Below are 23793 nucleotides of genomic sequence, written 5' to 3'. Positions count from 1 at the left end.
GAGATCGGATGTGTTTAAGGGAAAAATAGCGGTTGTGACGGGGGCGTCGGGCGGGTTGGGTCAAGCCATTTGCCTTGCTCTGGCCCAAAACGGCGCGCGCATCGTCGCCATCGACATATCTGAAGAGCGGGCGCATGTGGCCGTCGAGACCCTGCGGACGGTCGGATATGCGGATGCGATCGCGCTGACCGCCAATGTCGCTTCAGCGGAATCGGTGGCCGAGGCCTTTACGCAACTCGACCTGCTGACGGACCGCATCGACATTCTCGTCAACAATGCCGGCGTGCGGGAGATCAAGAGCATCTTCGATCTGGCGCCGGGCGAATGGGACAGGGTGATGGCGATCAACCTCAACGGGCCTTACTACTGCGCCCGCGAGGCGGCAATCCGCATGCGCGACAGGCAGATACATGGCTCGATCGTCAATATCGCGTCGGTAGCGGGACTGGTCGGCATTCGCAATCGCCCCGCCTATTGCGCGAGCAAACATGGCGTGGTCGGGCTCACCAAGAACCTCGCCTTCGATCTTTCGCCCTACGGCATCAGGGTCAATGCGGTCGCGCCCGGCGCGATCCCGACGCCGATGACCGAGGTGTATTACTCCGACGCCGAATTTCTCAAGGGGCTGGAGCATGCAGTGGCGCTCGGCAATAGCGGTACGCCCGAGGCCATCGCGCAGGCTGCCGCCTATCTCTGCTCGCCGCAAGCAAGCTTCGTGACCGGCGTCGTACTGCCGGTGGACGGCGGCTTCATGGCCGAGAAGAGCTTTGCCTCGAATGCGTCGAAAACCTTCAACACAGCGGCCGCCTCGACCTGAGGCGACGGCCCATTCGAGCCGAAATTTCGGGCGGGCATGTTCGTCGAAAAAGCCGCAAGATCGCAACTGCCGTAGCAAGCCTCCGACAGCGGAGCGGCGTTCAAGATCATAGTTTGGTAATGTCCCGCCGCAGAGCCTCAAGACCTGGCGGCCCTCCGATCCCGACTTTGCATGGTGTTGTCACATAAACGCGGCGTCAGTGAATTGGGCATAGAGACGGTGGTATGAAGAGTCCTGCCGTCAGCTACAAGCGCCACCGTTTCCCGCAACAGATCATCTCGAATGCGGTCTGGCTGTATTTCAGGTTTACGCTGAGCTTACGCCTTGTCGAGGAAATGTTGCTGGAGCGCGGAATTCTCGTCTCTTATGAAACGATCCGGCGATGGGGTCGGAAATTCGGACCGGGCTACGCAAAGCAGCTTCGTCGCAGGCGACCTTTACGTCAGGATGTGTGGCATCTGGATGAGGTGGTGATTTCCATCGCCGGCAGAAAGCACTGGCTTTGGCGTGCCGTTGATCAAGATGGCTATGTTCTCGACGAGATTGTTCAGAGCCGACGCGATACGAAGGCTGCCAAGCGATTGCTCATCAGACTGCTGAAGAATGCAGGCATGCCGCCCAAGCGGATCATCACCGACAAGCTCCGCTCGTATGGCGCGGCCAAGCGTGAGGTTATGCCGGCTGTGGAGCACAGATCCCATAAGGGTCTCAACAATCGAGCGGAAAATTCCCATCTGCCACTGCGGAAACGGGAGAGGACGATGCAAGGTTTCCGATCACCGGGAAGTCTGCAGCGCTTCATCTCGATCTTCTCCGCACTTCGAAATCTCTTCGTCGCCCCACGTCAGAAACGATCCGCACTGGCCACCCATATTCATCGCATCCGCGCAATGGCGCACTGGAAGGTCGTCACCGGCGCGGCTGCCTGATCGTAGACCCCCTGCGTCGAAGACCGCTCGCCGCTTGATAACGTGACAACTCCGCTGCCAGTAATTGCGGATCGGATGCGCATTTTCCACGCCATACCCGCTTACCATTTCGCCGTACCGAAATCGCGGTGTCTTTCAACGATCCGTCGAGTCCGACATATTCTTCCATGGTTGTTCCTGTTCGATGCTTGGGACGGGCCCCGCGCCATGATCCCGTTTTTCCATCTTGTCGGGGAACAACCACCTTGGCTACGTCGTGGAAATATCCGTTCAGCAGCCAGTAGGGCACTGCTCCCGCGATTACCCCATGTTGATAAAGGCCTGATATATTATGCGACCTTCTTGGCCCAAAACGAGAACATCCTAACAACATGCCATTCGCCGCGCTCATGAAGAACGGCTCCCTTCAAACCTGTGCACTTTGACTACCGACGCGATTCAGTACCCGAAGCGGACAATCAATTCGTTAGCTGGGACGGCGATTTTGCGCCCGCATCTCAGTCGTAGTGCAAACATTGCCTTTGCCAAAAGCGGACGTTACGGCCGACCTCGATCTCCGGTTATGACGAGTAGCTGCCGATAGGCCGGATCGAAGATGTCGCCGCCCGATGCGTCAGCGTACTTTTCCTGAGTGCTTCCAGCGAAGACGGTTCGGTCATGGAGCTTTCTCCTGTCATGGTGGCTAGGGGGGCGCCGGATATCTACAGCCCACGAGCGAGATACTGCGCCGCGATCTCATTCATCTTTTCCCGGGACATCGGAGAGCCGTGACCGCCGTATGCGATCGAAACCTCAAGCGTCTCGAGGCGTGACATCGTCCGGCGGTAGGCTTCGATGTCGCACCCAGGAAGATCGTCGACCAGTCCGCCATCATAGATCGCGTCGCCGCTGAAGAAGACCCCGTCGGCGTGGTCCAGCAGCCCTACCGAGCCTGGGGAGTGACCGGGAAGGTGAAGGACTTCGAATTTCCTGTCGCCGATCCCGACCACGGAGCCCTCCGAGACGACCTCGGTCAGCGGGGCCGGCGTGATCTCGTAGTCCTTCTGGCTCCAGTACGGGCAAGGCAGGCGCGAAACCGCTTCTCTGTGTTGGCGGAAGTAACCTGCGAGCGTGACTTGGTCGGGCATCGTTTCGAACGAGGCGGCTTCGACCTCTGGGCCGATCCGGCGTTCGAACTCGTGGAACGAGCCCACATGATCGATGTGCACATGCGTCGCAAGGGCGACGACCGGCTTCCCCATCTCGATTTCCAAGAAACCGCGTAGCGAGCGAAGCCCCGTGCCGAAATCGATGACAAGGTCGGCGTCCGTTCCCTTCACGTGATACAGGTTCGCGCGGAAGAATGGATGGACATGCGGTTCCGTAACGAGATGGACGCCAGACGCGACTTCCCGCCGCTCGAACCAAGGTGTCGAACTGTTCACCGTATCGTCCTTCAATTTAGGAGATTGCTGAGGAAGCGTTGCGTCCGCTCGTGCTGAGGGGCGGCGAACAACTGATCCGGCGTGTTGCGCTCGATGATGCGTCCGCCATCCATGAAGATCACCTCGCTTGCCACCTGGCGCGCGAATCCCATCTCATGCGTCACGCACACCATCGTCATCCCGTCGTCCGCAAGACGCACCATGGTCTCGAGAACCTCTTTCACCATCTCCGGGTCCAACGCGCTCGTGGGCTCGTCGAAAAGCATGATACTGGGATTCATGCACAGGGCTCTAGCGATGGCGACCCGTTGCTGCTGGCCGCCAGAGAGTTGGCCCGGATAGAAGTCCGCCTTCTCGGGGATGTGCACGCGCTCGAGCAAAGACATGGCGATTTCCATCGCCTCCTTGGTCGAACGTTTCCGGACCCAGCGCTGGGCCAGCGTGCAGTTCTCGAGGACGGTCAGATGCGGGAAAAGGTTGAAGTGCTGAAACACCATTCCGACTTCTTCGCGGACGCGGTCGATCCGCTTCATGTTGCCGGTCAGTTCGGTCCCGTTGACGACGATCGCGCCCTGCTCGTGCGTCTCCAGTCGGTTGATGCACCTGATAAGGGTCGACTTCCCGGAACCGGACGGGCCGCAGATAACGATGCGCGACCCCTTGGGCACTTCGAGGTTCACGTCGTGTAGGACTTGGAATGCACCGAACGACTTGTTGACGTTGTCGAGACGGATAGCGATCCCGGAAGTGGATTTCTGGTTCATGACGGGTCTCTGCTTGAAGGGGTTCGCGATCAGCGGTGGCCGCGTGACAACAGGCGTTCGATATGGTGCTGGGCGTAGGTGAGCACCGAAACCATCGCCATGTAGTAGACCAAGGCCGCGCCGTACCATTCGAGAAATCGGAAGCTCGCCGAGATGGCAAACTGGGTCACGGTCATCAGCTCCTTCAACGAAATCACGGTCGCGAGCGACGTTGTCTTCAAAAGGGAGATGAATTCGTTGATGAGCGCCGGGACAGCTATCCGCAGCGCCTGCGGCAAAGTAACGAGGATGAACGTCTGCCACGGGCGGAATCCAAGCGCGGCAGCGCCCTCCTTCTGACCTTTGCCAACCGCCGCGAATGCGCTGCGGAGGATTTCGGTGAGATACGCCACTTGAAAGAGCGTGAACGCCAGAAACGCCGCCACGAAAGGTGTGAACCAGCTTTCGCGAAAGATGGACGAGAGCTGTGGCAGCCCGTTCCACACGAACAGGAGGATCAGGAGCGCGGGTGCGCCGCGGAAGAGCCAAACGTAGGTCCCGCTCATCCACCGTGTCACGCGGTTCGACGATCCCGCGGCTAGGGCCATCAATGTGCCGAACACCAACGAGACCGACATCACGGCCAATGATAACGCGATGGTCAGAGCGGCCCCTTTCGCAAGGGGCCATCCGAACAGCGCGTCCAGAAAGAGTTCAAGGTCGAACATGTTGACGTCGCCCTTATCAGTCGTGCGGGACGTCGGTGGCGTTTTCCGGAAGCTTCCATTTCGCGAGAAGCTGCTTCAGTTCGCCACTTGCTTGGAGAGATTCGATGGCTTCCTTGACCAGGTGGCGATCGCCCGGGTTCCGGCGCATGTAGATGCCGTAGGTCTCCATTTCGTCGTAGGTGTAGGCGACCTTCATCTTCTCCGGCATCTGCAGCATGCGGAATGCCGCGGTAGTATCCTGGGTGATCGTTCCGGCTGCGCGACCGACGAGTATTTGTTCGATGACTCCAGAGGCCGAGGGATATGTCTGCATTTCGACGGGCTCTTTGCCGCTCGCGGCGAGCTTAGCGTTCAGGTTGGTGATCGTCTTCTCATAGGTGGTGCCGGCCTCGATGGCCATGCGCTTGCCGCTCATGTCGTCGGTGATCTGGGACTCGGTGTCCGAGTTGGGCACCAGAAGGACGACCTTCGATCCGAAATACGGCACCCCGTCGTACTTTTCGAGACGCGCGGGCGTGATCATGATGCCGCTGGCGACCAGATCGCATCTTTGGGAATCCAGAGACGGCAGCAAGCCCTTGAAGTCACCGACGACAAACTCCGCCTTCGCATCCCACTTCTTCGCGATCGCGTTGATCACGTCGATCTCGAATCCGACGAGATCGGTGTCGCCCGGATTTGGGTAATACTGCATGGGCGGGAAATCGCCCGCTGTGCAAACTTTGAGGGTGCCACCTAAGGCGAATTCAGGACGATCGGAAGCCGCATGCGCGACGAATGCGATACCGATCGACAGGAGGGTGCCGCAGAGAAGCGGAGCGACGGTTTTTAGGAAAGTCATATAGTTCCCCGTTATTAAGTTTTTCGCAGGGACCATTGGTAGCCGGCTGGCGTATTCAAACAAGCTAAATTATATGAGATTTTTGGATCAGAAAAACTAAACGATCTCAGACGCGATCCGAATCCGTCTGCATTCCCGGAGTATCGCGATGGCACTGCCGCCTTTGAATTCCCTGCGCGTGTTCGAGAGCGTCGCCCGGTTGGGGCACGTCGGGGCCGCTGCCGCCGAGCTTCACGTCACCCCGGGTGCCGTCAGCCAGCAGATCAAGGCTTTGCAGCTCTCCATGGGCGTCGAGCTCTTTCAAAAGCGCGGGCGCCAGTTGGCCTTGACGGAGAGCGGCGTGACTTTGCGGCGATCGGTCACGAAGGCTATGGACGCGATCACGTCAGGAGTGAAGGAGGTGTCGGCGGCGAGACTTCATCCCGGGGGTATTCGCTCCCTTGCGATATCGATACCCCAAGTCCACGGTGTCGCCTGGCTGGCCAGTCGCCTGTTCGAATTCATCGTGGACAATCCGACGCTCAACCTGAGGATCACCACCTCTGGCCAATTTGAAGGGGTCGATTGGCGCAAGACCGACATCGCGGTGGTCTACGGAGTCCCGCCGTGGCCGGGCTTTTGGTGGAAGCTCCTTCACGGCATAGAGCTCACGCCCGTATGTAGCCCACAGTTGCTACGCGGCCCGACCGCGATCCGGCAGCCAACCGACCTGGCCTATCACCGCCTGCTTCACGAGGACGACGGGTCGCAGTGGAGGAGATACCAGGCGGCTCTCGGAACGGGGATCGCCGCTCAATCGGAAGTTTACTTCGACGACTTCGCGATTGTCCTTCAAGCCGCCAGAGACGGCTTCGGTGTGGCGTTGACCGATGAGATAATCTCGGGGCGTGACCTCGATGACGGCCGCTTGGTGCAGCCTTTTTCCTTGTCGGTTCCAGCGATCCACAACTATTACTGCGTTTGCCCCGAGACGAGCCGTGACCGCGAAGAAGTGGCGTACTTCATCGAATGGCTCATCTCCGAAGCATCGAGGGTCCTTGCAAACCGCTCAAACCTACCCCTTCCATGACTGCCGATAGGTGCAGATGTTTCACGTTTGATGTCTGGGCCGCGTTCGACGCAGGGGGTCTGCGATCAGGCAGCCGCGCCGGTGACGACCTTCCAGTGCGCCATTGCGCGGATGCGATGAATATGGGTGGCCAGTGCGGATCGTTTGTGACGTGGGGCGACGAAGAGATTTCGAAGTGCGGAGAAGATCGAGATGAAGCGCTGCAGACTTCCCGGCCAAAGCCAGAGCTTTCTGCCGGCGATGGAAATCACCACCTCATCCAGATGCCACACATCCTGACGTAAAGGTCGCCTGCGACGAAGCTGCTTTACGCGGCAGGACTCTTCATACCACCGTCTCTATGCCCAATTCACTGACGCCGCGTTTATGTGACAACACCGGGAAATGTGAATATGAGTGGCACTTCCGTTTATGAAGAAAAGTCCTGAGTGTAGCGGCAGAACGTCAATGACATCAAGAATCACATCTCTGGCGATTTGGGAATCGGGAGGCTTCTGTGAGGTCCGCGGACTCAACGTCGCCACACATGCTGGCCAGCGGACCTCATTGATCGCAACTGATCACGGACCCCAGCCAACAAGGCTGCAGAACGGTACGATGGCGCTTGTCGTGCCGACGGCTGCCTCCGTTTGATCAATCCAGTCGGGGGCTATTGGGCTTGGCTCTAAGGCCAACAATGTTACTAAGCAAGAAAATCTGCGACATGCCCCTCCAATGCGTTGGCCAGATCCCAGTCGATGATCAGTTCGTTGACCATTTCGAGACGGATCATTTCCCCGATGATAGCTGCTCGCTCGCGTCCCATTGCCGCGACGACGACGCCCGCGCCACCGACACCGGCCGACCGGATGGCGATCCGCGACAGATGCTCTTTGGTGATGCCGGTCCACATAGCGTTCAATTCGTCGCCCCACGTCACAAACGATCCGCACTGGCCACCCATATTCATCGCATCCGCGCAATGGCGCACTGGAAGGTCGTCACCGTGACGCGATAGTCGAAGTCGGCCTTCTGTGCCTTCGTCGGCAGCTCGCCGTAGAGCAGCAGGTAGCAGACTTCGAGGAAGTCGCCATGTTCTGCAAGCTGCTCGATCGGATAGCCCCGGTGCAGCAGCACGCCTTCGTCGCCGTCGATGTAGGTGATCTTGGATTCGCACGACGCCGAGGACGTGAAGCCTCGTAGGTGAACATCTTCGTCTGCTTGTAGAGCGAGCCGGTGTCCACGACGTCGGGGCCGATGGATCCAGATCGGAGTTCTAGTTCGGCGCTCCGACCGTTGACCTCTACAAGTGCGCGTCTATCGTGCATCATTCAAATCCCGTTTGGCCTGGCAGCTGTGAAGACAGCGGCTACGGAAGGTTGGTTACCAGGGTTGGCAGCATCCCAAGATGCCGACGTGCGGTATTGTAAATGAGGTCATGGACCCCTTCAGTGTGTAAGGGACGGCCATGAGTGTGAACAGGCGACGTGCGGTACCGTGGTCCGTTCGGATCCAGGCGGAAAGGCGCTCCCTGAGGAGATCCGACCCTTCGTTGTGGACGGCTCTGCGGCCCATATCGATCGCCTCCAAGCGATATGGGTCCGAGGCTAATGCCGCGCTCAGATGTGCCTCGCAGATCATTGCGTAGTCCTTCATTACCCGCCTGAAGGGTGTAAGCGACAAGATATGCGAGACGATCGGGACGTCGTCTTGCGTCGTGATTTGAAAGGACAGCTTCGCGTCGCGGGTGGATAGTCGCAATTTGTACGGACCGTGCTCGCGGCCGATCAGCTCAAACAGATTGCTTTCCAGCAAATCTGCGATCGCCACCGACTGTTCGCGTTCAAGTACCGCGTCAAGGCGGGCTTCCGCATGCTCAACTTGAACGGCGCACAGGTGGTTGCGTCCAGTGGTCATCGGCCGTCCCAGAGGCTCCCTGCCCTCGGCAACATCATTCGATGCGCCGAAGGCGATGGTAGAGGTTCGAGTATTTCAGACCCTCAGGGCTCTCCTTGATCTCCTGCAGGTAGTAGTTGACGGCAACCCGCATGAGTTCGAAGTCCTCGTTGGAGAACACCGGGCGAGAACGCTTTGGCTCAGGAATGGTCAAGGTTTCGATTGTTTCCATCATCATGGTTCCTTCTCAAGGCAGAGGAGGCGGCCCGCGCCTCCTCTGCCACTGATGCCTCAGCGGTGGCGATCAAGCCGCGAACTGGTTCATCGTGTTGTGCTCGCCGGCGGCCTTGAGAGCCGCTTCGCCTGAGAAGTATTCCTTGTGATCATCGCCGATATCGGAGCCAGACATGTTCTGGTGTTTCACGCAGGCGATACCCTGGCGGATTTCCTTCCGCTGCACGCCAGCAACGTACCCAAGCATGCCCTGATCGCCGAAGTAATCCTTGGCGAGGTTATCGGTGGAAAGCGCTGCTGTGTGATAGGTCGGCAGGGTGATCAGGTGATGGAAAATGCCTGCCCGCTGCGCCGCATCGTGCTGGAACGTCCGAATGCGCTCGTCGGCCTCGGCCCCAAGCTCGGTCGCGTCATACTCGGCGCTCATGAGCTTGCTGCGGTCGTACGCGCTCAGGTCCTTGCCCTGTTCCTTCCAGGCGTCGAACACCTGCTGGCGGAAGTTGAGCGTCCAGTTGAACGACGGCGAGTTGTTGTAGACGAGCTTCGCGTTCGGAATAACCTCGCGCACCCGGTCGACCATGCCGGCGATCTGTTCGATGTGCGGCTTCTCCGTCTCGATCCACAGGAGGTCGGCGCCATTTTGCAACGCATTGATGCAATCGAGAACGCAGCGTTCGGCGCCGGTGCCTTCGCGGAACTGGAAGAGGTTCGAGCGAAGCCGCTTGGGCTTCAATACCTTGCCCGCGCGGGTGATGAGTACGTCTCCGTTGAGCGCCTGGCCGGGCTCGATTTCGTCGCAGTCCAGGAAAGCGTTGTACTGGTCGCCGATGTCGCCATCCCTTGCCGAGAAGGCAATCTGCTTGGTCAGGCCGGCACCGAGTGAATCGGTGCGGGCGACGATGATGCCGTCGTCGACGCCAAGCTCGAGAAACGCGTATCGGAGAGCCCGGATCTTGGCCACGAAATCCTCGTGGGGAACCGTGACCTTGCCATCCTGATGACCGCATTGCTTTTCGTCAGAAACCTGGTTCTCGATCTGCAACGCGCAGGCGCCGGCTTCGATCATCTTCTTCGCAAGCAGGTAGGTTGCCTCGGCATTGCCAAATCCGGCGTCGATATCGGCGATGATCGGCACGACGTGTGTCTGGTAGGTGTCGACCGAGTTTTGCAGCTGACGTTCGCGAACGGTGTCGCCAGCGGCGCGAGCCTTGTCGATTTCGCGAAACAGCATGCCCAGTTCCCGGGCGTCGGCCTGACGCAGGAACGTATAAAGCTCTTCGATCAATGCCGAAACACTGGTCTTCTCGTGCATGGACTGGTCGGGCAGTGGGCCGAATTCGGACCTGAGGGCGGCGACCATCCAACCCGACAGGTAGAGGTAGCGGCGGTCCGTGTTTCCGAAGTGCTTCTTGATTGAAATGATCTTCTGCTGTCCGATGAAGCCGTGCCAGCAGCCAAGCGACTGCGTGTACTTCGCCGGGTCCTGGTCGTAGGCGTCCATGTCCTTGCGCATGATAGCTGCGGTATATTTGGCGATGTCCAGCCCGGTCTGAAAACGATTTTGGAGGCGCATCCGAGCCACCGCTTCTGCAGTGACGCCGGTCCACTTCTTGTTCGATGCAATGAGCTTTTCTGTTTCTTCCACAAGGCTTTGATACGACATTGTTCCTCCGAAAGTCGTCATGCTGCGTTGCGGAAACCATAGGCATGATTTGGTGCAACGCGAGGGGCTTCGGTGTCACGTTGTCAAACTTTACAAGAGTTCCTTGTAATGTTGTAATGCCCGTCATGGAAAAGCACGGTGTGTATCTCGGGCCGCGACTTCGCAGGCTCCGACGCGATCTGGGATTGACGCAGGCAGAGATGGCCGGAGATCTCGATATCTCGCCATCGTACATCGCTTTGATGGAGGGAAATCAGCGCCCTGTCACGGCGGAAACGCTTCTGCGTCTCGCCAAAGCCTACAAGATCGATTTCTCCGACTTTGCCAATGACGCCGGCCCTGACCTGGTGACACGCTTACAGGGCATTGTGAGGGACCCGATCCTGAGCGATGTCGACTTCGGGTCGTTGGAGATCGCCGATGTCGCCCACAGCTTTCCGGCATTCGCCGAAGCAATGTTGAGGCTCCATACCGCCTACAAGGAGGGGCAGTTCGCGCTCGCCGACAAACGCCAATATTCGTCGAACGGGGAGGGCGCAGGTCCCGGAGATCCGATAACGGCGGTCCGCAGCTTCTTGTCCGCGCGGCGGAACTTTTTTCCGGTGCTCGATGCCGCCTCTGAAAAACTCTCCTCCAGAATTGCAGAGAAAGGCGGTCTGATCGCGTATCTCGAAGCACGACACAATCTCAAGGTTCGCCGTTTGCCTGCGGAGGTCATGGTCGGTTCGCTCCGGCGTCTGGACTGGCACCGGAAGGAGCTTTTGCTTAGCGAGGCGCTCGATCAATCGAGCCTGAACTTCCAGATCGCGCTGCAGCTTGCCTATCTCGAACTTGAGCCGGAGATCCAGTCGGCGGTCGATGAAGGAAACTTCGACACCCCGAATGCGGTGCGGTTAGCCCATCGGGCGATTGCGGCTTACTCGGCTGCTGCGATTGTCATGCCATATGCGGCGTTCGCGAAGGCTGTCGAAAGCCGGCGTTACGACGTCGAGGTACTCTCCCGGCAATTCAGCGTCAGTTTCGAACAGACCGCACACCGCCTGACCACGCTTCAAAAGCCTGGTCAGGAGCGGATCCCGTTCTTTTTCATCAAGGTTGACGTCGCTGGCAACATTTCAAAGCGGCTGAACAGCGGTGCCTTTCCGTTCGCCCGTCACGGAGGTGGCTGTCCGCTGTGGACGGTGCATCAGGTGTTCACAACTCCGAGGCGGGTTGTAACTCAGTGGCTGGAACTGCCGGACGGCCAGCGCTTCTTCTCGATCGCGCGGACCGTCCATGCTGGCGGGGGCGGATATGGATTTCCGAGTGTCGAGCGTGCGATTGCGATCGTCTGCGAGGCGCAATACGCAGATCGCCTGGTCTACAGTCGCAATCATCCACAGGCCGACGCACCCACGCCGATCGGCATTGCCTGCCAGCTCTGTCAGAGAACAGGTTGCACGTCTCGATCGGAGCCACCGATCGGCCGTCAGCTTCTTCCCGACAACTACCGGCGAACCGAGGCGCCGTTTGGATTCTCGGATGCCTGACAGGCCCTGTGGTTTCGGATCTCGGTGCCTGGCGCACCGCTAATATCCGACCGGTTCGCCGAAGCATCAATCAGGCTCACGCGACGTCTATAGCGGCGGTTTGTCGAGAAGTAGGACGGAGCGCAAATCGCTCCGTCAGCACAGATGCTCTTGTGCGTGACGAAGTGCGTTTCCAGATAGGCTTCGAACGCCTCTACGGACACTATGCACCGGCTGGTTGCTATGATGTTCACCTTATGGGCCAGGAAGATCGCATAATGTATCGTCGGGAACCGGATTTCCTTATCGGTTCGAGTATGGCATGCCGCCGGTCTTCGATTGTTAGGCCGACCAAACGAACTTCGCGGAGAACTTGCGGAGCGCTTCGAATGTGTTCATGAACGGAACGTCAAAGACTAGGCAGACATCCGGGATCAGGACGCGCTTCTTCGATTCCGGGTTCGGCAGTTCATGCGTGACGACGGTGGCGCCGATCGAACGGGCCTTGGCGATCAGCAGTGAATCTGCGCTGTCGAGGAATTTCGCAACTGCCGGCTCACTATAATGGGCTGTTGCCACGTGCTGGACGATTCTGGCGAAATTGCCCTGCGTGTCGACGTCATCGACTGCCAGGAACCACGCGGCATCCTTCCGGTCCTTGGCCAGTTCGCGAGTTCGTCGTTCCCGCCGGTCATCTCGTCACGAACACTGACGATTGACGCGACGTCGCCGTCACAGACCGCATCCATCCAGTCCCAGAAGCCCGGGCAGATGTCGAAGGCGTAATATCGGTTTTTAGCCTCAATGAAGACGTTCGTGTCGAGCAGAAACTTCATTGCGTCAGGCGACCGTTCTTATGATAGCTGAGGATCGCCGTCGGCTGAGCGTTCAACAAGGATGCAGCATGCCGCAGAAGCAACCCTCCGCCGACCGCCTGATTGACGACGGCGCGCGTAAAGCGCAGCCCGTTGCGCAAGGGCAGGTTATTGTGGAAGCTCCCGCCCTCGCTTGCTGGCGTATCGCTCCACCGCGCGACCTCGGTTGCGTAAAAACGCGAATAGCCTGCCTGATCTATCAAGCCGAGATCGAGCGCCCGCCGCACGATTACGATGCGGCTGACCTTGTAGATGCGAGACAGCCGGTCGGCATTGTCCGACAGGCTATCCGCTGCGCGCCATTGCGCCGGGAAACCGACCGCCGGGATCAGGAACTCCGCGGCAATCTCATTGCACTTGCGTTCCACCTTCTGGTGGACTCCATAGTTCGCGTCGCCCAACTGGACGTTAGAAACGCCACTTTCGCCAAGCCAAATGTGCGCGAGTTCGTGCGCAAAGGTGAAGATTTGCGCCGCCTTGGCATCCTTTCCGTTGATGAAGATCAGCGGAACGACCTTGTCACTGATGGCAAAGCCACGAAACTGGCTGACGGAAAGCGGGCGGTGGGTGTTGCTGCCGACGATACCATTGCGCATGACCCATATGCCGGCTGCCTCGGCTCTGTCGATGAGCATGCGTAGGTGCTCTTCCCAATTGCCGGTCTGCGGCGGCCCTTCCTCACCGTAGAGGGACTTTCGCATGTCGGCGGCGACAGTCTCGGCGCTATCGTTGACGGTGAATTTTCCGACGAATTCCAGTTCGCGGCCGGCATGATCCTGGATGAAGTCTCGGAACCAATCGCGTTTGAAGAGAACGTCATTTAGGAGGTCGCGGAAGTTCAAATCGAGCTTACCGGCTGGGTCGCCGCCAACAGTTCGAAGATCAGGTATCGCGAGCTTCTCCTCCGGAGGTTCCTTCAGGAATAGATATCCGAACGGAATATGCAGCGCGCTAGACAGGCTTTGTGCCTGGCGGAAGGTCGGACGCTCTTCGCCCTCGATCTAGGTCGCAATACGCTCCGGCTTCACGTTGACCTTTTTCGCGACGACATCGAGCGGGATCTCGGCGCGGTCAACCGCCCAAGCCAGAACCTTCTCGTTGATCATTGCGTCGGTCATGTCGTGCGTAGCCTGCGGATATTATGCTAGTTCGTAAATAGCGGAATTTGGTAACGAAAGCTTATGTGAAACTTTCGCACAAGAATAAACGCTTCCGAGGCGGCGACGTGAGACGGGCAACTACGCCTCGGAACGCGCTTGTTAGCACCACAGACGGAGATTGCTCGCCATCGATGAAGCCGTTTCATACGGCATGTGTGGCGCTGCTCTCCCAAATTCAACGAGCATGCGGCTGGTCAGCGCGTCGACAGGGCCAGAGACTAACTCGAGTCCGTAGTCTGGCCTTATGCCGCCTTCCTTAAATCGTTGGTTTTGGGGTTCGTATCCCTTCAAGGCGAGGGGTAGGAGCACATCCGTGCTGCCGGCTTCCGGTCGTCGGGTGGAGAGTTCGCGTTACTACCTATGATCTGAACGCCCGAGGAGCCTCAGAAGCGGACACTTGGCCAGTGTGACCCGAGCGTCTCAATTGGGGCCGGGAGCGGACTGACTGCATCCCGAATGCAAGAGACAAGAGCGGTCAGACCGCCGCAGTTTGCCGAGGTCCGCTATCGGCGCCCACTGCGGACATCGTGGCTCTGCTTTTAGGTGGGCAAAGCCTTAGGGGCGCAAGCGCTTCCGGCCCGCCGCGGGAAGGAATGCAACGAGAACCCCCATCGGTTCGACGCGGCTTCCTCATTCGAGCTTGGCGTTCGTCGTCTCACTCCCGCCCGGAGAGCCGTTTCAAGGCTTCGATGCCAACCGGGGGAACAGCCTGGAACGGCAGAATATAGGCTCGTTTCGCCAGGTTGCGTCTGATCCGGTCGATCTGGACCTGTTCCCCCGCAAGGCGCGACTGCAGAACCGGGTCTTGCGTGCCACTCGCCGCCATGGTCCTGTTGACCACCCAGCCGTAAGGCTCAATCTTTGCACGCCGCAGGTCTTCCTGCAGCATCGCCGCTTCGGAGACCGGCGTCGTTTCCGCAAGGGAAACGAGGATGACGCGGGTATAGTCCGGGTCCTGAAGGCGCATCAGTGGCGTGACTATCCGGCCAGGCCCGACTGCCTCCATCTGTCGCGTCATCTGGCGATGATAGGCTCCCGTCGCATCCAGCAGGAGAAGCGTGTGCCCCGTCGGAGCGGTGTCGATGACCACAAAGGCGTCGCGGGCCTCTGCCACGATCCGTGAGAAGGCGTGGAAGACAGCGACTTCCTCCGTGCAGGGAGATTCAAGGTCTTCCCGGAGCAGCGCCTTGCCTTCCTCATCGAGATCGCGTCCGCGTGAGGACATGATCTTCTCGATATAGCGTTTGGTTTCGGCAGCCGGATCAATCCTGTCGACCGTCAGACCGCACATATTTCTATCGACAACGAACGACAGGTGAGCCGCCGGATCAGTGGTCGTCAAATGCACGGCATGGCCGCGTTCGACCAGGCCGACCGCAAGGGCCGCAGCGACCGTCGTCTTTCCGACGCCGCCCTTTCCCATCACCATCACCAGGCCCTTGCGGCCACCGGCGATCTCGTCAATCAATTTCGCAAGCGACGGCAGGGTGGTCTGGGCGGCTGCCACCGGTTCCTGGATGGTCGACGCCTGTGACTAAGGTGCGAACAAGGCACGCAGTGCATCGAGACCCACCATGTCGAAGGGAAGCATCGGAAACTCGTCGCTCGGCAGCCGGGACAGTTCAACCGGCATCGTCGAGAGCGCGCTACTTTGTGCTCGCTCAATCCCGACTGCGATTGGATCGTCTCTCTTCGTCGCGCGGAACCGCCCATTGATCGCAAGCAATTGGTTCTTCAGCCCAAGGGCCGCCAGTTCCCCTGATGTGCGTGAAGCCTCCCGAAGAGCACTCCTGTCCGGACGGGCGACCAAGACTATCCGGGTGCGCTTCTCATCTCCCAGGCATGCGAGTGCTTTCTGGAACCGCGCCTCCTGCATCTTCAGGCCGGAATGCGGACCCAGGCACGATGCGCCCCGATCATTTCCCTCGAGAAAACCCGTCCATGCCTTTGGAAGACTGAGAAGCCGCAACGTGTGACCCGTGGGGGCGGTGTCGAAAATGATATGGTCCACCGTCGACATGTCGTCTGCAAGGAGTCCGACAAAGGCGTCGAAGGCGGCTATCTCCGTTGTGCAGGCTCCGGAAAGCTGTTCCCGAACCGTGTTCCGTTCGCTCTCGGAGGCGTTGGCTGCCATCTGTGCCAATACACGATCGCGATAGTCTTCAGCGGCCGCTTTCGGATTGATGTTCATGGCGTAGAGGCCGGGCACGGATGGGACTGGGGTGGGGATATCACGGAGCGGCGTCGCCAGCATCTCGTCCAGATTGGAGGCGGGGTCAGTGCTGACCAGCAGCACCTGCTTTCCGCCGTCGCAGAGCGTGATCGCGCTCGCACAGCTTAGAGACGTCTTGCCGACCCCGCCCTTGCCCGTGAAGAACAGGTATCGCGTCGGGTTGGTCAACATCTGCTGCGTCTGGGTCATGACGATCTCACTTTCAGAGGAGCTTAAGAGATAGAGGCCGAACCACCCTTGATCGACCTCAATCAATATGACTGAGGCTTAGCTTTTTCGCACAGCATTCTCTGTGACACGGGATGCGTGCGCGTCCGCAACAGGCATGACCGCCAATGGCGCGCAGGAGACATGACGCCGCTGCGGAGCTAGTCTGCTTTAGGGCTAGCGTGATGGCGACCTCTACAACGGACATATGCCGCAAACCTGCCGTCCCCGTGCGACGAATTGACAGTCCGCTTCGTGCCGAAGGGAACTGCTCATCACGAGCCCTGGCCTGTTACTAGGTTGTTCACGCTCGGGCCAAAATGATCGCATAATGTATCGTCGGGGGTCGCATCACGCGAGTAAGCGGGCCAAGTGTTCGTACACCTAGCAAGCTGGGGGTGCGCGGGTCTCATAAACAAGGCTTGACTTCAAAGAACTTGACGAAGCTCTGCATAGATGTCCTCGATCCGGGCGGCTTCTCCGTCGATCAGACCGGCAAATTCCTTTTCGCGGGTGCGCTTCGACAGCCTGCCTTCATTCTGTCGAAGGAACCGGAAGAGAAGGTCGAGCAGTCGGTCCGGCATGTCGACTATCCCCTGGACCTTGCCCTTGAACGTATCGTATGCCCTCAGGAAGGCGGTCTGTGCCGGCAAGTCGATATCGACCGTGCGAGCCACGCATGCGAACAGGAATTTTGCATGTGGCGTCGCGTCGAAAAAGCGGTAGAGATCGGCCGTCTCGTTTAACACCTCAACATTGCCGCGATCGGTCGACCTCCACCGGATCTGTGGCAGCAGCCGGCGCGAATAGCTTTCCAGCACCTTACGATAGTTGTCGATCTGATCCAGAATGACGGCAGACACAGGGAAGACCAGGCCGGACGGATTGAAGCCACGCTCGGCCGGAACATGATGGATGAGATAGCGGTGAAGGCGGCCGTTGCCATCTTCGAAAGGATGGATGTAGACGAACCCGAAGGCTAGGGCGGCGGCAGCAAGCACCGGATCGAGTTCCTGGGCCGCTCCCCTGTCGAAAGCAGTCAGCCCGTCAATCAGCTCCGGCAGATCCTCATGTCGCGCGCTGACATGATCAAAAAGTCGCGAAGAGCCTCATGCGCCTTCCCGGCTCAGGCGCACACGCCCCTCTACCTCAAACCCAATCCGCCCGCGCCCGAGGCGGATGAGGCGGATCGGCAGCCGCTTTTCTTCGAGCCGGCGCCGCAAGAGCAGTAGCCGTGTTTCGAGGTTGTCCTTGAAATCCGGCAGGCGCAGCCCACTGTCCAGGCGGATTTCCCTGTTCGTGAATTCGTTGCGTCCGCTCGTGAGATGTTGGTCCAGCATGAAAGCGAGCAATCGCCCGGCCACGCCCTTGATGACATAGTTCCCGTCGATGAAGATACTGTCGTCGAAACGGTGATGTGCGACGTGAATGGTCCTGTCGGTGGCCGGCGAAAGCTGCACCGCTCGATGGCCCACTTCCGCCTCCTCGGAATTCCGCTCGCTGAAGGCGAGCGCCAGCGCCGCCTGCCGGGCGATGATCGACAGTGCCGCCTCGTCGGCCTTGGTGAATGCAAGTCGCGCGCGGCTTTCGAAGAACAATGCACCACGAACGACGCCGGCGACGATGAGCGGCACTGCGATCTGGCTCATCGCATCCGGCATTCCGGGCAGCACGATCGACCGGGTGCGGTTCTCATCGCTCGATGAGTCGCGCACCGCTGCGTTGAGGCGACGCACGCGGCTCATGTCGCTGACTTTGACGATGCTGCCGCTTTCTGCCGCCGCGCCGATGACACATTGGCCGAGCTCGACGTCCGAGCCGATACCGGATGGCGCATAGCCCAGGCTGCCGATCGTGACGAGTTGGCGCCGCTCCTCGTAGAGCTCGAGGAACAGGCCGTGCTCGAAGCCGAGCCAGGATCGGATGCCGCCGAGCGTCGCATCGACGATGCCGGCGGCATCGCTTTCAGCGGCGATCATTTCGATGACGCGGGCCGCCGCCACCAGGCGATCGCGCGCGGGCGAGGGGTTTCGTTCGGGCTCAATCGTCGATCGGATGCTTTCAATCCTGAGCACTCGGAAGACATCGAGGCCGCGCAGCCGCATGATGCCCGCCATGCCGACCTGGGCACTCGTGGCGTCGAGGTGCCGCGACAGTTGCTCAAAGAGCGGCCCGTCGTCGAGCGAATAGGCAAAGGCGAGGTCCAGGCGGAACTGGGCTCCGTTTCGCGCATCCACGGCAACCAGCGCCGCCTGCGGGTTGAGCCGGATGTTTGCCGATGTCTTGGCGAAGAACTGGTTCGAGAGCGCGACATGATCGCCGTCCACCATGGCGACATGCGAAAGATAGGAGATATTCGGAACGCCATTGCCGTCGGCGGTAGCAATGATCGACGGCACGACTCCTTCGAAGCAAGCCTCGAGATTGAGAAGACCGAGCGTCACGTAGCCGCGCTCCAAAGCCTGGTGCCGGCAAGGGCGCCGGGCGTCTGCAGGAAGATCTCTGCCACCGCGATGCTGACAAGAAGCGCGTCGCGGTTGGACAGCCACGGCGCGATGATCTCTGCGGCAACTCCGAGCCGCATCAGCGTGGATACCATATCGACGAGATAACGGCTGGAGCGTTCGATCTCCTCGGCTTGCGCGGCGCGGAGTGTCGCCTCGCCCTTGATCTGATAGGAGACGTAATCCGCCGGCCGCGAAAAAGTGATGGCAACACGTCCGTTTGTCTTGAGATTGGCCACGGTTCCCGGCCATTGCCAGCCCGACAGCACCAGGTGGATCACGCGTCGGTCGGCCGACGCCCAGGCCCCCGCCCCGCGCCCGATTTCGGGTTTCAACGCCTCATCGGCCGTCCCGATGATCTGCATCACCGGGCTTTCTATGAAGCGGGCCAAGTTTTCGTCGATCATCGGTATTGGTCCCCCTTGGCTTGACCCTTACAGCAATTAGGCAAGTTTTAGGATTCCCGCTTCGCCGCTTAAGAAGCTTTTAGGAAACGGCCTCCCGCGAGCCGGCTAAAGAAAGCGGCAGCAAACAGGAGGCCCGACATGCAAGATAATCGCCCAGTAAGAATGCCCGAAAACGCCGTCGCCGTGATCGGCGGCGGTCCCGGTGGCCTTGTCGCGAGCCGGTGGCTCAGCGCCCACGGCCTGGTGCCGACAATCATCGAAGCGGCGCCACGCCTCGGCGGCCAGTGGAATTCCGCATCCGCCACCAGCGCCACCTGGCCCGGCATGCGAACGAACACAAGCCGCATTACGACGGCGTTTTCCGACTTGAACCATGCGCCGGGCACTCCCGCCTATGTCCGGCAGGAGGAGATGCTGAATTACCTGGAACGCTACGCCTTTACTTTCGGCCTGCTGCCGCATCTGCGCCTCGGCAACCGGGTGGAGCGGCTCGAGCGGTCGGCGGAAGGGGGCTGGCTCATCCGCTCGGCTTCCGATGAAACGACGCGGGCTGAGATCTTCCGGCAGGTAATCGTGGCGACCGGCCGCCACAATCTTCCGCACGTGCCGGAACTCGCCGGTCTCAAGTCCTTCGACGGCGCGCTCGGGGTTGCGCACACCGCGCAATATGCCGGTGCGGAGCGATATCGCGGGCGAAAGGTCGTCGTGGCCGGTTGCTCCATCAGCGCGCTCGAAATTGCCTCCGACCTAGCATTCGGCGGCGCGACGGAAGTGGTTTCGACCAACCATCGCCAACGCTACGTCCTGCCGAAGATAATTGCCGGGGTCCCGACCGACCATGTGATGTTCACCCGCGCGGCAGCCCTTCTTGGGGAGGTCCTCCCCCCGGAAGAACTGGCGGCGGGCATGAAGTCCACCGTCGTGAAGGCCGCCGGTCGGCCGGACCAGTTCGGTGCACCGGCGGCAGCCGAGAACATCTTCGCGGCCGGCATTTCACAATCGCAGAACTTTCTTCCGGCAGTGGCGGAGGGCCGGATCGCGGTGCGCCCCTGGATCGAAAGCCTCGAAGGCCGAACGGTCCGCTTCTCGGACGGTTCGGCCTTCGAGGCGGATGGCCTGCTGTTCGGTACCGGCTATCGCCTGTCGCTCCCCTGGCTAAGCAGGGAGATCTCCGAGACGATCGGCCACGATGGTAACCATCTCGACCTCCACGACCACACGTTCCACCCGGACCTTCCGAGGCTTGCCTTCCTCGGTCTTTACGACCTCATCGGCCCCTATTTTCCGGTCCTCGAACTGCAGGCGCGTTGGATCGCCTATTGCTTTGCAGGGCGGCAGCCCTTGCCCTCACTAGAGACGATGTGGGCGGGCGTCGAGAAGGTCCGAGCGATGCGCTCCGGCCAGCCGAGCCTTCCGATGCACGTCGCCGCCTTGATGTTCGCGCGCAATGCCGGCGTCGAGCCAGATCTCGTCGCGTGGCCGGAACTCCAGCGCCCGCTTTTGTTCGGGCCGCTGTCACCGGTCTCATTCCGGCTCGAGGGCCCCGATGCAGATCTGGGCGCATCCGCCAAGATCTGGGCCGCCGCGGCCGCTTTCGGTGCAATCCAGGATGGCTGCTTCACGTCAGAGGAGGAGTCGGTGCGCCGGCTCGTCGGCTCGCGCATGACACGAACAGCAGCCTGACAAGAGCGGCGGCGAGGTGACCTTCTATCGAGCAATCGTTGTTCTCGTTATGTGCTTCTAAGATGGTGTAACGGGCGGAACCCGGCCCGGCAGGTTTGAAGGCTCCCGCCTGCCCGGCTTTTAAACATGCGAGCGGGAACGATTTGGCCGCTGGATGCTTTCTCCCCTGCATTTCATCTGCCGAGGAGAGAATTCATGAAAACGCTGGCTGAAATTTTTGAGCATACGCTGCAGGATCTCTATTTCGCTGAAAACGCCATCACAAAGGCACTTCCAAAGGTCGCTAAGGCAGCAAATAGCGCCGAACTGAAGAAGGCGGCCGAGGAACACCTCTCGGAAACGAAAGACCAAATCAAGAAACTCGAGCAGGTCTTCAGGTCAATCGGCAAGACGGCCTCTGGCGAAAAATGCGACGCCATCGAAGGGCTGATCAAGGAAGCGGACAGTTTGATGAAAGAGGCTGAAGGGACCGCATTGGACGCCGGTCTTCTGGCCGCTTGTCAGGCTGTTGAGCACTACGAGATCGCCCGCTATGGCTCGGTGCGTGAATGGGCCAAGAACCTCGGTCACGACGAGGCTCACAAGCTTCTGAGCGAAATCCTCGACCAGGAAAAGGCGACGAACAACAAGCTCACCAACCTTGCTGTAACGTCGATCAACAAAACCTCGGCGCGGTCTAAAGCAGCCTGAGTAAACGCGGGCGGCTCCGGCCGCCCTTTTTCGTATGGACAGCGAACTTCGGGATTTCGCACGGCAACTTGATGTCGCGCTCAGCGTGTACGGGAGCGTGGCGTGAACACCGCAAATCTACAGCTTCAAGGTTTGATCATGGCGGTCGCGTGTCTGGCCGATACGCTGGTGCAGAAGGGTATCTTGTCGCATAGCGACCTTTCGGCGGCACTCGGCGAAGCCGAAAACAGGATCGAGAATAGTGATGACCGTAAGCTGTCCGATGCGAACCGTGCGGCTACGATGTTCCCCATCCGCGTCTTGCTGCTTGCGAACCAGGAAAGCCAAAGCGGGCGGAAACTTTCTTTTTCCGAATATGCGGAACTGGTAGGGAAATTGACATAGACGCGTCCGGGGCCGGCGAGTGATCCTAAATGTTCGGCGCTTCGTCGTCCAGACGCCGCTAACGGCCGCCACCCCGATGTAGCTGCGAAACGTTGGCAATGGCCGCCCAAAGATCCGAGATCGGACTCGGATCGAGGGCAAGGGCCCGTGACTCGCAGCGGCAAAATTCTGACGTGTTAGAGCTTGAAACCGGCGACGGTCCAGCCGTAGATGGCGCCGTCTGTGAAGTCGAACGCTCAGATGGAGGGCCCTGGATTCTACCCGTTTCGGATCTGGGGCCTTTTCTTTCGTCGCCCAGTGGCTTCAATTCCCGATGAGGGGCTTTAGTCGCCTCATCTCGTGCTGATCCTTGTCTCGGGTCTATATGAGCGTATCGTGAACAACGGATCGCCAGCCGCAGAACTGCCGAATGCGGCTATCGTGAGGGCGATCCGAAGGCCTGACTGAGCCTCTGTTCGTGTATGGCAGAGGCTCCTCTGTAGGGGCCGACGTGTTGTTTGATCTCATGGCTGGATGCCGCGTAGGAATCTCTCCGGCCGCCTCAGGGCAGTTTTGCGGATACTCGCAATGGTTTTTCCTTCGCGTGCGCTTCGAAGTTCATTGTGCCGGCGAACGCTGTTGGCGTCGTTCAGTCAGTTCGCCCGTTCGAGCTACAATGGCAGCCAGCCAAGGCTCAACCGTCTTCGTCACTTACTTGATTGACCAGTCGATCAGGGCGTCGTCCTGCTCGTCCGCTGTCATTTCGCGGATTTCCCAGTCACCTTTGCGCCAGCGTCGCCAGTGGAACTTCCCGTCCCTGCTGGCTTGATGCCATGCGGTCCAGCCAAGTACTCCCATCACAAGGTCCTGAACAGTGCTCCGCATGGCAGCCACTATTTAGGCTTCAGCAATGATGTCGTCGCGGATCAGCCTCGCCAGCTCGTCTTCGTCGGTCACGCCGAATTCATACCAGCCGATCAGGGATTTGGCAGTTCGACCACCTTCCTGACTATCGGCGCGATGACCGCGCTCGTCGCACCAGTCTCGCAAGATCCGGCGAAGCACGACAATCGTTTCTGAGGTCACCGCCGATTTTGGCCAATCCGTCTTCCACATTGCCACCGCCCCCTCTGAACAACGAACCCTATGCGGACTCTGGCCGGACTCACAAGTTGTGAAATCAAGAGTTTTCTAATGCTGGGCCACGGCCCGAAGATACTACTATTCACCGCCCCTCAATGCGCTTGAACCTCCGCACCTGTACGGAGGTTCAAGCCATGCGCGCGGTTGAAAATGGAGGAATTGCGCGGCAATGAAACCAGCACGATCTCATCTTTAACTTGTGCTTTTCTGGTGCGCAATTTCAAGTATATAATTGCAATTGCTCGTCTCGAAATCAATAAGATTTTATGAACAGTAACTAATCAATTGGGGTTACTCTGGATTGCCGCGTGAATCAGGCGTCCGCCGGCAAAGCCGTTGAGAGGCAACCGGGAAGAGTTCGAGAAGGTGGTGAGGCCCGAGGCAACCGCGGCCGTCGGAGCGAACTGCCCAAATGATCAGAGATTTTGTCAAGTGGTGGAGTTCTGGGAACCTATGACTGCAGAGGGAACGAGCGGGCGCTAAACCAAGTTTTTCCAGGCCCGGACGCACCACTTGGAACGCGATGCCGAATCTGTCGATGCCCGGTTGCTCGAGAAACCGGCAGGCAAATTGCAACCGTCAGGCTCCACTTACGGCACCCGGTCAAGTGCAACTATACCGCCTTCATTCTCAAGAATGTCGATGCGTTTAGCTTCTGATCCAGTAAATTTCAGGCGCACACCAAACATAGATCGGA

20 protein-coding genes and 8 pseudogenes are annotated in these 23793 nt (G+C 59.4%); 8 read left to right on the top strand and 20 right to left on the bottom strand.

The features are described 5' to 3' along the window. Positions 1–10: 10 nt before the first annotated feature. Both AC3WWH_RS25965 and AC3WWH_RS25960 read left to right on the top strand, forming a co-directional pair. On the top strand, positions 11–817 hold the full coding sequence (locus AC3WWH_RS25965) for an SDR family NAD(P)-dependent oxidoreductase (RefSeq protein WP_162752556.1): 807 nt from the start codon (positions 11–13) through the stop codon (positions 815–817). Between the two features lie 224 nt (positions 818–1041). After that, positions 1042–1746 carry an IS6 family transposase gene (locus AC3WWH_RS25960; protein ID WP_058324346.1) on the top strand — a complete coding sequence of 235 codons (705 nt, stop codon included), beginning with the start codon at positions 1042–1044 and terminating at the stop codon, positions 1744–1746. 37 nt (positions 1747–1783) lie between these two features. On the opposite strand, the pseudogene AC3WWH_RS25955 reads toward AC3WWH_RS25960, so the two are convergent. The 5 genes and pseudogenes from AC3WWH_RS25955 to AC3WWH_RS25935 all read right to left on the bottom strand — a co-directional run. Beyond that, positions 1784–1915 (bottom strand): annotated as a pseudogene (locus AC3WWH_RS25955) (IS110 family transposase); the annotation flags it as partial. Positions 1916–2447: 532 nt separating this feature from the next. Further along, positions 2448–3170, bottom strand: a complete 723-nt coding sequence (locus tag AC3WWH_RS25950) for an MBL fold metallo-hydrolase (RefSeq protein WP_058324347.1) — start codon at positions 3168–3170, stop codon at positions 2448–2450. Between the two features lie 11 nt (positions 3171–3181). Then, the gene (locus AC3WWH_RS25945) at positions 3182–3934 is read right to left on the bottom strand and encodes an amino acid ABC transporter ATP-binding protein (RefSeq protein ID WP_058324348.1); all 753 of its coding nucleotides are present in this window, start codon (positions 3932–3934) and stop codon (positions 3182–3184) included. Between the two features lie 29 nt (positions 3935–3963). Beyond that, complete coding sequence (locus tag AC3WWH_RS25940) at positions 3964–4641, bottom strand: amino acid ABC transporter permease (RefSeq protein WP_058324349.1); 678 nt, start codon at positions 4639–4641, stop codon at positions 3964–3966. Positions 4642–4657: 16 nt separating this feature from the next. Further along, a complete protein-coding gene (locus tag AC3WWH_RS25935; protein ID WP_492377321.1) occupies positions 4658–5518 on the bottom strand; it encodes a transporter substrate-binding domain-containing protein in 861 nt (286 codons plus the stop codon). A gap of 112 nt (positions 5519–5630) precedes the next feature. Between AC3WWH_RS25935 and AC3WWH_RS25930 the strand changes: the two genes are divergently transcribed. Continuing rightward, a complete protein-coding gene (locus AC3WWH_RS25930) occupies positions 5631–6551 on the top strand; it encodes a LysR substrate-binding domain-containing protein (protein ID WP_058324351.1) in 921 nt (306 codons plus the stop codon). Positions 6552–6616: 65 nt separating this feature from the next. On the opposite strand, the pseudogene AC3WWH_RS25925 reads toward AC3WWH_RS25930, so the two are convergent. From AC3WWH_RS25925 to AC3WWH_RS25915, 3 genes and pseudogenes are all read right to left on the bottom strand, one after another. Next, positions 6617–6763 (bottom strand): annotated as a pseudogene (locus AC3WWH_RS25925) (IS6 family transposase); the annotation flags it as partial. A gap of 3 nt (positions 6764–6766) precedes the next feature. Further along, positions 6767–6856 (bottom strand): annotated as a pseudogene (locus tag AC3WWH_RS25920) (IS6 family transposase); the annotation flags it as partial. A gap of 377 nt (positions 6857–7233) precedes the next feature. Further along, positions 7234–7500: a hypothetical protein gene (locus AC3WWH_RS25915; protein ID WP_156433209.1), complete on the bottom strand. Its 267-nt coding sequence runs from the start codon at positions 7498–7500 to the stop codon at positions 7234–7236. On the opposite strand from AC3WWH_RS25915, the pseudogene AC3WWH_RS25910 reads away from it, so the two are divergent. Beyond that, positions 7453–7548, top strand: a pseudogene (locus tag AC3WWH_RS25910) (IS6 family transposase); the annotation flags it as partial. The gene AC3WWH_RS25915 and the pseudogene AC3WWH_RS25910 sit on opposite strands and share 48 nt — an antisense overlap. On the opposite strand, the pseudogene AC3WWH_RS25905 reads toward AC3WWH_RS25910, so the two are convergent. The 4 genes and pseudogenes from AC3WWH_RS25905 to AC3WWH_RS25890 all read right to left on the bottom strand — a co-directional run. Further along, a pseudogene (locus tag AC3WWH_RS25905) lies at positions 7536–7858 on the bottom strand (citrate/2-methylcitrate synthase); the annotation flags it as partial. The pseudogenes AC3WWH_RS25910 and AC3WWH_RS25905 sit on opposite strands and share 13 nt — an antisense overlap. 55 nt (positions 7859–7913) lie before the next feature. Next, a complete protein-coding gene (locus AC3WWH_RS25900) occupies positions 7914–8447 on the bottom strand; it encodes a UPF0262 family protein (RefSeq protein ID WP_058324353.1) in 534 nt (177 codons plus the stop codon). A gap of 34 nt (positions 8448–8481) precedes the next feature. Next, a complete protein-coding gene (locus tag AC3WWH_RS25895) occupies positions 8482–8658 on the bottom strand; it encodes a hypothetical protein (protein ID WP_245299261.1) in 177 nt (58 codons plus the stop codon). Between the two features lie 72 nt (positions 8659–8730). Continuing rightward, positions 8731–10323, bottom strand: a complete 1593-nt coding sequence (locus tag AC3WWH_RS25890) for an isocitrate lyase (RefSeq protein WP_113399763.1) — start codon at positions 10321–10323, stop codon at positions 8731–8733. Between the two features lie 125 nt (positions 10324–10448). On the opposite strand from AC3WWH_RS25890, the gene AC3WWH_RS25885 reads away from it, so the two are divergent. Further along, positions 10449–11852 (top strand): helix-turn-helix transcriptional regulator, encoded by a 1404-nt coding sequence (locus AC3WWH_RS25885; protein WP_113399764.1) that lies wholly within the window; start codon positions 10449–10451, stop codon positions 11850–11852. A 321-nt stretch (positions 11853–12173) separates the two neighbouring features. Here AC3WWH_RS25885 and AC3WWH_RS25880 read toward each other — a convergent pair. The 6 genes and pseudogenes from AC3WWH_RS25880 to AC3WWH_RS25855 form a co-directional block, all read right to left on the bottom strand. Then, positions 12174–12667: pseudogene (locus AC3WWH_RS25880) on the bottom strand (DUF4411 family protein). Beyond that, positions 12664–13548 carry an ImmA/IrrE family metallo-endopeptidase gene (locus AC3WWH_RS25875; protein ID WP_245299039.1) on the bottom strand — a complete coding sequence of 295 codons (885 nt, stop codon included), beginning with the start codon at positions 13546–13548 and terminating at the stop codon, positions 12664–12666. Before AC3WWH_RS25875 ends, AC3WWH_RS25880 begins: the two are co-directional and overlap by 4 nt. A gap of 973 nt (positions 13549–14521) precedes the next feature. Beyond that, positions 14522–16288: pseudogene (arsA, locus tag AC3WWH_RS25870) on the bottom strand (arsenical pump-driving ATPase). 446 nt (positions 16289–16734) lie between these two features. Further along, positions 16735–17397: pseudogene (locus AC3WWH_RS25865) on the bottom strand (Fic family protein); the annotation flags it as partial. Positions 17398–17415: 18 nt separating this feature from the next. Then, a complete protein-coding gene (locus tag AC3WWH_RS25860; protein WP_058320685.1) occupies positions 17416–18750 on the bottom strand; it encodes a GAF domain-containing protein in 1335 nt (444 codons plus the stop codon). Next, entirely contained in the window at positions 18747–19175 is a 429-nt protein-coding gene (locus AC3WWH_RS25855; protein WP_245299041.1) for a hypothetical protein, read from the bottom strand. Before AC3WWH_RS25855 ends, AC3WWH_RS25860 begins: the two co-directional genes overlap by 4 nt. Positions 19176–19355: 180 nt before the next feature. On the opposite strand from AC3WWH_RS25855, the gene AC3WWH_RS25850 reads away from it, so the two are divergent. From AC3WWH_RS25850 to AC3WWH_RS25840, 3 genes are all read left to right on the top strand, one after another. Beyond that, on the top strand, positions 19356–20900 hold the full coding sequence (locus tag AC3WWH_RS25850) for a flavin-containing monooxygenase (RefSeq protein WP_058320682.1): 1545 nt from the start codon (positions 19356–19358) through the stop codon (positions 20898–20900). Between the two features lie 195 nt (positions 20901–21095). Next, entirely contained in the window at positions 21096–21590 is a 495-nt protein-coding gene (locus AC3WWH_RS25845; RefSeq protein WP_058320683.1) for a YciE/YciF ferroxidase family protein, read from the top strand. Positions 21591–21692: 102 nt separating this feature from the next. Then, complete coding sequence (locus AC3WWH_RS25840; RefSeq protein WP_058320684.1) at positions 21693–21974, top strand: hypothetical protein; 282 nt, start codon at positions 21693–21695, stop codon at positions 21972–21974. A gap of 690 nt (positions 21975–22664) precedes the next feature. On the opposite strand, the gene AC3WWH_RS25835 is transcribed toward AC3WWH_RS25840, so the two are convergent. Both AC3WWH_RS25835 and AC3WWH_RS25830 read right to left on the bottom strand, forming a co-directional pair. Continuing rightward, positions 22665–22811, bottom strand: a complete 147-nt coding sequence (locus AC3WWH_RS25835; RefSeq protein ID WP_492377320.1) for a hypothetical protein — start codon at positions 22809–22811, stop codon at positions 22665–22667. Between the two features lie 39 nt (positions 22812–22850). Then, the gene (locus AC3WWH_RS25830; RefSeq protein WP_113399587.1) at positions 22851–23069 is read right to left on the bottom strand and encodes a hypothetical protein; all 219 of its coding nucleotides are present in this window, start codon (positions 23067–23069) and stop codon (positions 22851–22853) included. Positions 23070–23793: the final 724 nt, after the last annotated feature.

This window comes from Ensifer sp. EB106-03-01-XG145 (genome assembly GCF_058792075.1).
Note: the sequence above shows the minus strand (reverse complement) of the source record. Positions and strands in the feature narration are given on the sequence as shown.

What these genes read in the sequence shown, in the direction of transcription:
- AC3WWH_RS25885 (WP_113399764.1), top strand. Translation starts at nt 10,449, where the DNA reads ATGGAAAAGCACGGTGTGTATCTCGGGCCGCGACTTCGCAGGCTCCGA.
- AC3WWH_RS25945 (WP_058324348.1), bottom strand. Translation starts at nt 3,934, where the DNA reads ATGAACCAGAAATCCACTTCCGGGATCGCTATCCGTCTCGACAACGTC.
- AC3WWH_RS25930 (WP_058324351.1), top strand. Translation starts at nt 5,631, where the DNA reads ATGGCACTGCCGCCTTTGAATTCCCTGCGCGTGTTCGAGAGCGTCGCC.
- AC3WWH_RS25915 (WP_156433209.1), bottom strand. Translation starts at nt 7,500, where the DNA reads ATGAATATGGGTGGCCAGTGCGGATCGTTTGTGACGTGGGGCGACGAA.
- AC3WWH_RS25900 (WP_058324353.1), bottom strand. Translation starts at nt 8,447, where the DNA reads ATGACCACTGGACGCAACCACCTGTGCGCCGTTCAAGTTGAGCATGCG.
- AC3WWH_RS25890 (WP_113399763.1), bottom strand. Translation starts at nt 10,323, where the DNA reads ATGTCGTATCAAAGCCTTGTGGAAGAAACAGAAAAGCTCATTGCATCG.
- AC3WWH_RS25845 (WP_058320683.1), top strand. Translation starts at nt 21,096, where the DNA reads ATGAAAACGCTGGCTGAAATTTTTGAGCATACGCTGCAGGATCTCTAT.
- AC3WWH_RS25830 (WP_113399587.1), bottom strand. Translation starts at nt 23,069, where the DNA reads ATGTGGAAGACGGATTGGCCAAAATCGGCGGTGACCTCAGAAACGATT.
- AC3WWH_RS25960 (WP_058324346.1), top strand. Translation starts at nt 1,042, where the DNA reads ATGAAGAGTCCTGCCGTCAGCTACAAGCGCCACCGTTTCCCGCAACAG.
- AC3WWH_RS25855 (WP_245299041.1), bottom strand. Translation starts at nt 19,175, where the DNA reads ATGCAGATCATCGGGACGGCCGATGAGGCGTTGAAACCCGAAATCGGG.
- AC3WWH_RS25935 (WP_492377321.1), bottom strand. Translation starts at nt 5,518, where the DNA reads ATGGTCCCTGCGAAAAACTTAATAACGGGGAACTATATGACTTTCCTA.
- AC3WWH_RS25835 (WP_492377320.1), bottom strand. Translation starts at nt 22,811, where the DNA reads ATGGGAGTACTTGGCTGGACCGCATGGCATCAAGCCAGCAGGGACGGG.
- AC3WWH_RS25940 (WP_058324349.1), bottom strand. Translation starts at nt 4,641, where the DNA reads ATGTTCGACCTTGAACTCTTTCTGGACGCGCTGTTCGGATGGCCCCTT.
- AC3WWH_RS25850 (WP_058320682.1), top strand. Translation starts at nt 19,356, where the DNA reads ATGCAAGATAATCGCCCAGTAAGAATGCCCGAAAACGCCGTCGCCGTG.
- AC3WWH_RS25895 (WP_245299261.1), bottom strand. Translation starts at nt 8,658, where the DNA reads ATGGAAACAATCGAAACCTTGACCATTCCTGAGCCAAAGCGTTCTCGC.